Annotated in this window: 12 protein-coding genes; 9 read left to right on the plus strand and 3 right to left on the minus strand. The window is 57.2% G+C overall.

Features of this window, described 5'->3' with window-relative positions:
• The 4 genes from bioD to AC2FND_RS18445 form a co-directional block, all read left to right on the plus strand.
• A partial coding sequence (gene bioD, locus AC2FND_RS18430; protein ID WP_496771215.1) for an ATP-dependent dethiobiotin synthetase BioD occupies positions 1-321 on the plus strand: 321 nt, incomplete at its 5' end.
• On the plus strand, positions 318-1,604 hold the full coding sequence (gene bioA, locus AC2FND_RS18435; protein WP_496771216.1) for an adenosylmethionine--8-amino-7-oxononanoate transaminase: 1,287 nt from the start codon (positions 318-320) through the stop codon (positions 1,602-1,604). The genes bioD and bioA, both read left to right, overlap by 4 nt.
• The gene (locus AC2FND_RS18440; RefSeq protein ID WP_209597358.1) at positions 1,601-2,221 is read left to right on the plus strand and encodes a pimeloyl-ACP methyl esterase BioG family protein; all 621 of its coding nucleotides are present in this window, start codon (positions 1,601-1,603) and stop codon (positions 2,219-2,221) included. Before bioA ends, AC2FND_RS18440 begins: the two co-directional genes overlap by 4 nt.
• Entirely contained in the window at positions 2,218-2,973 is a 756-nt protein-coding gene (locus tag AC2FND_RS18445) for a methyltransferase domain-containing protein (RefSeq protein WP_496771217.1), read from the plus strand. The genes AC2FND_RS18440 and AC2FND_RS18445 overlap by 4 nt, the downstream gene beginning before the upstream one ends.
• A 123-nt stretch (positions 2,974-3,096) precedes the next feature.
• Here AC2FND_RS18445 and AC2FND_RS18450 read toward each other — a convergent pair whose 3' ends face one another.
• Genes AC2FND_RS18450 through AC2FND_RS18460 form a run of 3 tightly spaced genes read right to left on the minus strand, consistent with a single transcriptional unit; the run spans position 3,097 to position 5,491 of the window.
• Positions 3,097-4,023 carry a carbohydrate kinase family protein gene (locus tag AC2FND_RS18450; protein WP_496771218.1) on the minus strand — a complete coding sequence of 309 codons (927 nt, stop codon included), beginning with the start codon at positions 4,021-4,023 and terminating at the stop codon, positions 3,097-3,099.
• Positions 4,024-4,062: 39 nt separating this feature from the next.
• Positions 4,063-5,160 carry a glucokinase gene (locus AC2FND_RS18455; RefSeq protein WP_496771219.1) on the minus strand — a complete coding sequence of 366 codons (1,098 nt, stop codon included), beginning with the start codon at positions 5,158-5,160 and terminating at the stop codon, positions 4,063-4,065.
• A 43-nt stretch (positions 5,161-5,203) separates the two neighbouring features.
• Entirely contained in the window at positions 5,204-5,491 is a 288-nt protein-coding gene (locus AC2FND_RS18460) for a family 1 glycosylhydrolase (RefSeq protein ID WP_496771220.1), read from the minus strand.
• Positions 5,492-5,553: 62 nt separating this feature from the next.
• Here AC2FND_RS18460 and AC2FND_RS18465 point away from each other — a divergent pair, with 62 nt between their 5' ends.
• The 5 genes from AC2FND_RS18465 to AC2FND_RS18485 form a co-directional block, all read left to right on the plus strand.
• A complete protein-coding gene (locus tag AC2FND_RS18465) occupies positions 5,554-6,303 on the plus strand; it encodes a sugar phosphate isomerase/epimerase family protein (protein WP_496771221.1) in 750 nt (249 codons plus the stop codon).
• Positions 6,303-7,349: a LacI family DNA-binding transcriptional regulator gene (locus AC2FND_RS18470; RefSeq protein WP_496771222.1), complete on the plus strand. Its 1,047-nt coding sequence runs from the start codon at positions 6,303-6,305 to the stop codon at positions 7,347-7,349. The genes AC2FND_RS18465 and AC2FND_RS18470 overlap by 1 nt, the downstream gene beginning before the upstream one ends.
• Before the next feature lie 22 nt (positions 7,350-7,371).
• Positions 7,372-8,121 carry a basic amino acid ABC transporter substrate-binding protein gene (locus tag AC2FND_RS18475; protein WP_480588615.1) on the plus strand — a complete coding sequence of 250 codons (750 nt, stop codon included), beginning with the start codon at positions 7,372-7,374 and terminating at the stop codon, positions 8,119-8,121.
• Between the two features lie 66 nt (positions 8,122-8,187).
• Positions 8,188-9,834, plus strand: a complete 1,647-nt coding sequence (locus AC2FND_RS18480) for an amino acid ABC transporter permease (RefSeq protein WP_496771223.1) — start codon at positions 8,188-8,190, stop codon at positions 9,832-9,834.
• Positions 9,831-10,041 (plus strand): beta-galactosidase (locus AC2FND_RS18485; RefSeq protein ID WP_496771224.1); only part of this gene is annotated, 211 nt, incomplete at its 3' end. The genes AC2FND_RS18480 and AC2FND_RS18485, both read left to right, overlap by 4 nt.

Genomic DNA, 10,041 nt, shown 5'->3' on the forward strand with positions numbered 1-10,041 from the left:
CTTATGGTGCCGCTGAACCGCCAGTCGTTTTTTCTGGACCTGATTGCCGGATGGCAGGCTCCGGTTGTTCTTGTTGCGCGCACCGCCTTGGGAACGATCAACCACACCACATTATCTCTAATGGCGCTTCGGGCTGCTGGCTGCGAGGTTGTCGGCGTCGCATTCGTGGGTGACCCCGTGCCGGACGTAGAGCAAACCATCGTCGAGATGTGTAAAGTGCATCATCTGGGACGCCTGCCATTTCTGAGCGACCTGACACCGCAGCGCCTGAACGGCGCATTTTCGGCAATCGATGTGGCGACCATTCGGAGGTTCCTGTGACCCCGTTGGAATTTGATGCGCGCCATCTGTGGCACCCTTATACACATGTGCTTGAACCCGGCCCGATGCACCTGATTACCGGGGCAGAAGGTGTCTGGCTGACGCGTGCTGATGGCGTCAGAATGATCGACGCAATGTCGTCCTGGTGGTGTACGGTGCATGGGCACAGGCACCCGGCCATCATCGATGCGATGCAAAAGCAGCTGAATACACTGCCGCATGTGATGTTTGGTGGCCTGACCCATGAACCCGCCGTGGAACTTGGCCGCAGGTTGGTCGACCTTCTGCCGGATGGCCTGGATCGCATTTTCTACAGCGACAGCGGCTCGGTCGCAATTGAAGTCGCGTTGAAGATGGCAGTCCAGTACCAGATTGCCAATGGTCGGGGCGAACGGTCTGAATTTGCCACGATCCGGGGTGGCTATCACGGCGACACGTGGAAGGCGATGAGCGTTTGTGATCCCGTCAACGGGATGCATGGCCTGTTTCGCGGTGCGTTGTCGATCCAGCACTTTCTGCCACGCCCTCACATCCAGTTCGGCCGTGAATGGCCTGACAATCCCTCCGCGAATGGATTAGAATCGCTGGAAGCGTTGCTGAACGACAAAGGCAACAGGATCGCCGCACTGATCCTTGAACCGGTGGTGCAGGGCGCTGGTGGGATGTATTTCTATCACCCCGCCTGGTTACGTGGGGCGCGTGCCTTGTGTGATGCGCATGACGTTTTGCTGATCTTCGATGAAATCGCGACCGGTTTCGGACGCAGCGGCGAGATGTTTGCAATGGATCACGCCGGGGTGGTTCCGGATATCCTGTGTCTTGGCAAGGCGTTGACCGGTGGGCATATCACTTTGGCCGCCACTATCGCGACCGAGGCTGTCGCTCGCGGGATCGGGGAAAGTGAGGCCGGAGTTTTGATGCACGGTCCCACCTACATGGCCAACCCTTTGGCTTGTTCGGCAGGGGTGGCGAGCCTTGACCAGTTGCAACAGCGAAACTGGAAGCAGGAAGTTGCATCACTCTCGCAGCAGATGAAGGCCGAACTCGCCCCCGCGCGCAATCTATCCGGTGTAGCGGATGTGCGCGTTCTTGGCGCAATCGGCGTCATCGAGATGGATGAGCGGGTCGACCCCTCCATCGCACATGGATTGGCCGCAGAAACCGGTGTTTGGCTGCGCCCGTTTGCTCGCAATATTTATTGCATGCCTCCCTATGTTATTTCGCCGGACGAACTGAGCAGGGTAACGTCCGCGATGCTTGCTCTGGCTGGGGGGCAGAAATGAAAAGCCGTTGGCTGGCCCAATCAGACGACTGTACTCTGACCCTTGTGTTCGGTGGATGGGCATTGGGCGATGCTCCGTTCCGGGGTCTTACGGGGGGCGGGAATATCCTGTTGGTGGAAGGCTACACCAGCCTCGATGATCCCCTGCCTGATCTCGCCCGTTTCGATCACATTGATATGCTGGCCTTTTCCTTTGGTGTCGCGTCGGCTGCGCATTGGCTGGAGTGCTCGGGCTTTCGTCCCGACCAATTGATCGCCATCAGCGGCACTTTGCATCCGGCGTGCCCGGAGCGTGGTATTGCGCCTGACATGATCAAGGCAACGGCGGCTCAGCTTTCCGAACGCAGCTTTGCCAAGTTCTGCCGCCGCGCGGGTTTGCCAGGCGAGCCCCCGGAACTGGACATCGCAGCGGCGCGGCGGGAACTATTTGCCGTGATCCAACGCGGGTCTGCCCCTGATCCAGGTTTTGACAGAGTGTGGATACCCACAAACGACCGGATCATTCCGACAGCGGCCCAAGAAACGGCATGGGCCTCAACCTTGGCCCGAGTCGAGCATGTGGCGGGGCCGCATGTACCATTCCTACAGGGGCAAAGTTGGGCGAGTTGGGTATCATGACAGCGCAACTGGCAGACAGGGTGCAGCGGAGCTTTAGCAGAAGCTTTCAAACCTACCACGACACGGCAAATCAGCAAGCCTGGGTCGCAGGCAAGCTGGTCTCCGAACTGCGTCGTGCCGGAGCCCCGGGTCGTTTTGAAACTGTCTTCGAGCTGGGATGTGGCACAGGGCATCTGACCCGTCTGATGCGACAAAGCTTTCACGTGCCAAACCTCATATTGAACGACATCGCGCCGCAGGCTCAGGCAACGGCGGATGCGGAACAGGCGACGTTCATTGCCGGTGATGCGCGTGAAGTTCACTGGCCTTCCCGGATTGATCTGATCGCCTCGGCTTCGATGATCCAATGGATGGAAAGCCCGCTTCAGTTGCTTCACAAAGGGATGGACGCGCTTGAGCCCGGCGGGTGGTTGGCGGTTTCGGGTTTTGGCCCTCAGCAATATCAAGAGCTTAGCGCGATCGGATCATCAGCGCGTGCACCGGGCCTTACTACGCCAGCTGCTCTTGCCGCTGCTGTCGACGGGCCGATGCAGGTATTGGCCGTTGGCGAAAGCCTGAGACAAACCTATTTCGATACACCCCGCGAGGTTCTTAGGTATTTGCGAAGAACAGGTGTAAACGGCAGGGCGCAAGGGACATGGACCAAGTCCACGCTGGCTCGGTTCGAAAACGAATACGCTAAGGAATTCGGCACGGACTGCGGGGTCTCACTGACATATCATCCCGTGTGGATCATTGCCCGGAAGCGATAGGTGCTTATTCCGCCTTGGCCCAACGTAATTTGTGAGCCTGCCAGGCGGTCGCAAAATCCGCAGCCACGGCCCTCGGCCTTGATGCGATTGTCACCAGTTCCTTTTTGCGGTTGTTGAAGGCAATCAAATTTCATGTGCCCAGGGCGGCTCTGCCCCGGCGCGTGATACTGTTACAGCGGCAACAGTTGCGCCCAACGCCATGGCCGCCCGCAAGCTTTCGGGGGTCAGATTGCGCAGCCCTTGCTTTGTCAAATGCCCTGCGCGGCCGAGTTCGGTCAAAGCCCCAGCATTAAACGTGTCGCCCGCGCCGATCGTGTCGACAACCTGAACAGGTTTTACAGGAACCGAAACCTTGGAACCGTCGGACAGGTACCCGTTCGCCCCGTCGCCACCCCTGGTCACGATGAGGGCAGACGGACCGGTCTGCAATAGAAGGGAAGCTTTGGCGGCCTCGGGTTCGGCTCCCGGGATGATCCAGTCAAGATCTTCATCTGAAACCTTCACAATATCGGACTGTGCGATCATGCGGTTCAGACGGGTTCGATACCGGGTCTGATCCTTGATGAAATCCGGTCGGATATTCGGATCCAACATCACTGCGCGATCCGCTCCGTGGCGGTTCAGAAGGGAGGCATAGGCATCCGCGCAGGGTTCACATGCCAGGCTGATACCCCCAAGATATAAGGCGGACACGGCTGTAAGCTGGTCCGGCATGTCCTCGGGTTGCAGCATTCGTCCAGCGGTGTTTTCATCAACAAAGCCGTAAGTGGCGTGACCGTCTTTTAGCTGTACGAACGCAAGGGTCGTGGGGCGGTCAGAGACGATCACATGTGACGTGTCAACATGGCTTGAAATCAGCGCCTTAGTAATTTGTTGGCCAAACATGTCAGACGACACACCGGTCAGCATTCCGACGGAAACACCCAGACGACCGACTGCGACCGCCGTGTTCAATATCGCCCCACCTGTGTGCGGTACAAATCCTTGTGCACCCGACACTGTCGGCTCGGAAATCATGTCGATCAGGGCTTCACCACAGCACAGGATCATTTCGTAGTCCTTTTCAGATTATTTTGTCAGGAAGACCTGTTATCGCATCAAAGCGTTCTTGCAGAAATTGTTCGCCCCGATGATGCCGAACTCTGCTTGCTCTGATACATACAGGTTCAACGAGCGGCGCAGTTCGCTGAAACGACCGCCGCCGTTGAACGCCTCTGTGAACTCTTCGCCGAATAGCCAGCGGTTCTTTTCTGCGACACCGCCAACAAGAAACACTCCGCCCGCAGGCATCAGTGTGACAGCCATGTCGCCCATCAAAGCCCCCAGATGGGTGTTGAACATCCGAGCTGCCTTTACCGCGACGGGGTCAGAACGGTCGCGGGCGTCGCGCAGGATGTCTTTCGCCGAGCGCGTTGGTGTCAGTATTTGGCCTGCCGCCAGCCCGATCGCCTGATAGAGGATAGGCAAGCCCGTACCGCTGAGGAACATTTCAGCTTCCAGCGCGAGGCTGTCACCAAAGAAACACTCAGGCGCAATGCTGCGGGCTGCTTCAAAGATGTCAACTTCGTCGCGGTGACGCGGATACAGACCGACATGCCCACCTTCACCAGAGACTGTATGATAGTGGCCCTCGGAAAACAGCAACGCTCCCACGCCAAGCCCGGTGCCAGGACCCACCACCAATCGCGTGCCTGCTGGCGGTGTCGCGTGACCTTGCAAGACGGCAACATCTTTCTGGGTTACTTCTGCCACCGACCACGCTGCAGCGGTGAAATCATTAATTACAAACGTATGACTGGCACCGGTGGCCTTGGCCAATTCGGCCTCGGACAGGTCCAGATTGGCATTTGTCAGCCGAATCGTGCCGTTTCGGACAGGGCCTGCTCCCGCCGCCACCACTGCCTGCGGATTTGTTCCGATTTCATCCCGAAGCGCGTGAAACGCTTCCAGCAGATCTTCCAGTGTCCCCGTCGGGCGCTTGCGCAGGTCTGTCAGCTCTCCGTTCGTTACCACGCCCAGCCGCGTGTTGGTGCCCCCTATGTCAGCAACCAGATTCCAATGCTCATGCACTGCACTGGATGGTTGCGCTAACGGCTGAGAGACGTTCTGACCCCCGGAAAGGGCAGACTTGAGCGCCATGAAAGACGCTTTGGGTGTTCTCTCAAGCGTTTCAAAATTCACGTCCACCAGTCCAAACCTTTTTCCACATCCGAAGGCCCAATCGCATTTGTCACAGCAGTGACCAGACAAAACAGCCCTTTACCGGAACATCTTGTGCCAAAGCGTCCCTTACGGCAGCCAGGTGTCGGTTGAGATAATCCATACGATCATCATTCTGAAGACGTTCCCCGCTCGCCATACCGTTTTCGGTGATACAGATTGGTAGCCCGCTCGTATAGCCCTTCATTGTTTGGATCTGAAATCGGTTGAAAAAAAAGGCTCGATTGCCCACCCCATCTGGGTTTTGGGCAAAGGTTCGGAGCCCCTTCTCAGGGCTGGCCATACAGATCGCATCCATACGGCGCTTGACAAGGGTGCAGCTCGTAATTCACCCTAATTGAAACGTTTCAATGGTGAGGGATGCGAGTTTCTGCCCAACTCTACACAGTGCGGCAATGCGGTGATCTTGCAGATCAACTGCAATTGGTTGCGGACTGCGGGTATTCAGATGTCGAAACCACCGGCTTGCATGGCCTGACCCCCGCTCAGATGGCTGGCATTATTATCGGGTCAGGCCTTAATGTTCGGTCAGCACATTTTGATTGGGAAGAGTTTGAAGGGCGATTTACGGATATCGTCGAAGTATTAAACCTAATCGAATGCCGGGTGGCTGTCATGCCTTGGCTGGCGCCCCAGGTGCGGCCCGACACTGCCGAGGGATGGAGGGCGGTGTCGGGCCAGTTGTCCAAATGGGCAAACCAGCTGACAGATCATGGTATCAGCCTTGCGTATCACAATCATGATTTTGATCTTATCGGTGAGGCTGGCGACACACCTCTTGATCTGATCCTTTCCGGTGGAGACGTCTTTTGGCAGCCAGATCTCGGTTGGCTGGTTGCGGCTGGTCTGGATCCTGCGGACGCGATCCGCCGCCACGCCAATCGAATCCTGTCCGTGCATGCAAAGGATATCGATCCAGCAGGCGGAACAGGTGACGCGCGCTGGCGCGATTTGGGCGAAGGCGTGGTTGACTGGAACGCAACCCTGCGCGCGCTTGCCTCGACCAACTGCACGGACCTGTTTGTCGAACATGACGAAACCGATGATCACGTGCGCACCCTGCAAACGGGTCGGTCGTTCTTGACGGAACAATTGGCAGGGTTTGGGTGATGGCGCGGGCGACGATCAAATCGATTGCCAGAAGTACCGGGTATTCCGTTGGCACAGTCTCGAATGCCTTGCGGGGTTCCGTATCGGTAAAACGGGAAACCCGGGAAGAGATTCAGAAAGTTGCATCGGATCTGGGATATCGGGTGAATCTGGATGGCCTGAAGCTGCGCACCAATAAATCCTATCGAATCGCGGTTATGGTCCGTGTTTCGAACGATGCCGCGGAAGAGTGGGAAGGTGTAGAGTTTACGCGAATTCTGGCCGGAATATCCAATGCACTAATGGGATCACGCTATCAGCTGAGCGTATTCAGCGCATGTGATGGCGAGGCCGCGCTGCAAACGTTGAAGTCCATCGTGCAGGAAGGGCAGGCTGATGGCGTGATCTTTTCCGGCACACGTGTTCATGATGAACGCGTCGCGTATCTGCAGGGGCAGGGCTTTCCTTTTGTCACATACGGCATGAGCGACAGCCCTCAACCGCATCCTTATGTGGACCTCGACAGTCAGGCAGCGGCCTATGATGCCACGACCCGGCTGCTTGCGCTGGGGCATCGTCGCATCGCTTTAATAAACCCGCCGGATGACCTGATCTATGCGCAACAACGCCGCCGGGGTTATGCGGATGCGCTGTCAGAATGCGGTGTGGAGCTCGATCCGGCACTGGTTTCCACCGGCCCGACCACCGCGGAATCCGGTCAACAGAAATTTGCGACGCTTATGCAGTTGCCGAAACCGCCGAGCGCCATCATCTGCGCCAATGAGGCCATAACCCTTGGGGCGCTGTCAGCTGCCGACAAAGCCGGAGTGCAGGTTGGCAGGGACGTTGTGGTCATCTCGAACGATGACTTGAAGCTCAGCCAGTATTTTGTACCGCCACCCAGCACTTATTACTTGCCGATTGCTGAAACAAGCCGTCTGCTGGGTGAGTTCATGTTGAAAGCTTTGGACGGGGTCGATCCGTCCGAGATTCAGAAAAAGATCAGGGCCACATTGATCGAGCGACAACCTGACACCCCGGCGCCGGATGCGGCGCAGACCACCTGATCCAACAAAGGAGTAACTGAACATGATTAAAAACCTACTTGCCGCTGCCACACTCACGACACTTATGGCTCCAGCGGCTTTTGCTGCTGACCTGGAAGGTCGTGTCCTGAAAATCGGAACCGATGCGACATATCCACCGATGGAAACCGTGGATGAAACAACCGGAGAGATCGTGGGCTTTGACGTCGATGTGATGAATGCGATCTGTGCAAAGGTCAATTGCGTTCCCAACTTCGTAAACACCGCCTGGGACGGTATCTTTGCGGCCCTTCAGCAGGGCGAGTTCGATCTGGTTATCTCGGGCGTGTCGATCACACCGGAACGCGAAGAAACCATGGACTTTTCCGAGCCTTACATCGTTGTCAGCCAGGCCATTCTGTTGCAGGTCGATAATGCTGACATGACACTTGAGGATTTCAAAGCCGGTGGCCAGAAACTGGCCGCGCAAACTGCGACGACCAACGCCCAACTGGCGGAAGAGCTTGTCGGGCGCGAGAATGTCAGCCTTTACGACAATTTCTCGGCCGCCATTCTGGCGCTTCAAAACGCAGACGTCCAGGGCGTGATCATCGATGGCACATCGGCGGCGGCCTATGAGCAGGAATTTGCGGGCGAGTTGACTGTTGGCATCACAGGCTTGCAATCCGATCCTTTGGGTATCGTGTTTCAGGAAGGCGATCCGACGGTGGACGCTATTAACGCCGGTCTGAAGGCCATTCAGGAGGATGGAACGCTGGACGAGCTGACAGCCAAATACTGGGGCACCAACTGATCCATTAGCGCCCTTTTTTGGTCCGGCGGCCAGTGCCGCCGGGCCTTGTCATAGCGGAGAAGTTCCATGTCGCGCCTCAGCACGATCCGCCCGAGTAACCTGGTGTTGCTCGCAGCAGCGCCCTTTATTATCTACCTGTTCGCCACATCCTCAAAATACTTGCGGTCTCTGGTCGCAATTCTGGGGATCGGCACAGACGCGGGGGCCATCTTTGTTGGATTTCTGCTGATTGCGAGCGTTGCGATCCTTGGATATCTTTGCGCACGCTACGTGCGGTTTTCACAGAACTCCCCCGGCTGGTTGCGGCTCTGCGCGCTTGCCGCGTTACCGGCGGCTGCGACGCTTTTGGTCATCAGCTTTGTTTCTCCGAAACTTCTGATGCCATTTGCGGAGTCGGTCTTCTTTCATGCGCTCAGCGAAAACACCTCGCCCCTCATCGATCGGTCCAATCAGACCTGGGTACTGTTTCCGGACGTGATCGCCAGGGTTCAGACGGGATTACAGGTTTTCCTGGCGGTTTACGCAGCTGTAGTCGCGCTTTGCCTATTGTCGGCACGTTTGCAGCCGCCCTGGCGCGGGCGCGTCTTGTTGGGGTTGGAGAGTCTCACAGGCGCAGTACTGTTTTATCTCATGTTCATGGCTCATTGGCAGTTCGCGACCGGGGTGGCCATTACTTTCCGCGCGGCCATCTTTGCCTATATCTTCGCGGCCATTCTTGGTTTGGTCTGGGTCGGGTTGCAATCGTTTAAACCAAAGGCGCGTACTACGGTCGTCTATGGTTCGATCAGTTTGGCATTGCTGGCAGCCTCGGCCTTTTTCTTCATGCAGCCGCAGGTCAGCTTTGTTCTGGTGGGCAGCACAGAGGGGCGTATCGCGGTTGTGCGCGGCACGCCGCAGGCGCAGGCTGACGTCATCCGGTTTGGCGAGTTCGAGGGGGCCGATGGTCAGCAGTATCGGATCCGCAGCGCAACCGATGCCACTGCCGCGCTTGAACAGATCGAAACGGTCGACAGCGTCTCGGGCGCTTTTGTTCCGGCGGAGGCGCATACGCAAGGTTATCCGGTCCTGTGGCAAACAAGATTTCTACCCGATAAGTACCGCAATCCGGCCCTGGCATTTGCCGTGCTCGGGTTTTTGTTGCTGACACTGACCATCGGCGGGGCTCAGCATAAACTGCACCCGCTGGCGGTCGGGGCCGAGTTTTTCGTGGATACGATACGCGGCATTCCGATGCTGGTAATCATTCTTTATATCGGTTTGCCGCTGGCGGGCGCAGTCAAGGATGTTACCGGCGGCGGTATCGATATGACCAATATGACACGGGGGATCATCGCGATCTCGGTTGGTTATTCCGCCTATATGGCCGAAATTTTCCGGTCCGGGATCGAGGCGATACCGAAAGGCCAATTGGAAGCGGGCAGCTCTCTGGGTTTGTCGCGATGGCATACGGCGCGGCTTATTGTTCTGCCGCAAGCCCTTCGGATTGTAACTCCACCGCTTGGCAACGAGTTCATCGCGATGATCAAGGACACGTCATTGCTGTCTATCCTGTCCGTCCGCGACATGACCCAGAGGATGCGCGAATTTCAGGCGGCTAGCTTTCTGCCCTTTGCCCCCTTCAACACGGCAGCAATCCTGTATGTCGTTCTCACACTCGGCTGCGCCAGTTTCCTGAAGTGGATCGAACGACGCACGGCAAAGGACACACGATGAGCGCGCTGGAACTTGGGGTTTGTTACTACCCCGAACAGTGGGACCCTTTGCAATGGCGAGACGATGCCGCCCGAATGGCAGATATGGGGTTGGATTGGGTGCGGATTGCTGAATTCACCTGGGGCCTGATCGAACCCGCGCGCGGTCAGTTCCACTGGGACTGGCTGGATGAGGTGATTGAGATTTTGGGGCAAGCCGGTCTGCGGG

The organism is Ruegeria sp. BHSB056 (assembly GCF_059613305.1).

Excerpts from the sequence above, each read along its gene's own strand:
- AC2FND_RS18440 (WP_209597358.1), top strand. The coding sequence starts at position 1,601 with ATGAAAAGCCGTTGGCTGGCCCAATCAGACGACTGTACTCTGACCCTT.
- AC2FND_RS18445 (WP_496771217.1), top strand. The coding sequence starts at position 2,218 with ATGACAGCGCAACTGGCAGACAGGGTGCAGCGGAGCTTTAGCAGAAGC.
- AC2FND_RS18450 (WP_496771218.1), bottom strand. The coding sequence starts at position 4,023 with ATGATCCTGTGCTGTGGTGAAGCCCTGATCGACATGATTTCCGAGCCG.
- AC2FND_RS18460 (WP_496771220.1), bottom strand. The coding sequence starts at position 5,491 with ATGGATGCGATCTGTATGGCCAGCCCTGAGAAGGGGCTCCGAACCTTT.
- AC2FND_RS18465 (WP_496771221.1), top strand. The coding sequence starts at position 5,554 with ATGCGAGTTTCTGCCCAACTCTACACAGTGCGGCAATGCGGTGATCTT.
- AC2FND_RS18470 (WP_496771222.1), top strand. The coding sequence starts at position 6,303 with ATGGCGCGGGCGACGATCAAATCGATTGCCAGAAGTACCGGGTATTCC.
- AC2FND_RS18475 (WP_480588615.1), top strand. The coding sequence starts at position 7,372 with ATGATTAAAAACCTACTTGCCGCTGCCACACTCACGACACTTATGGCT.
- AC2FND_RS18480 (WP_496771223.1), top strand. The coding sequence starts at position 8,188 with ATGTCGCGCCTCAGCACGATCCGCCCGAGTAACCTGGTGTTGCTCGCA.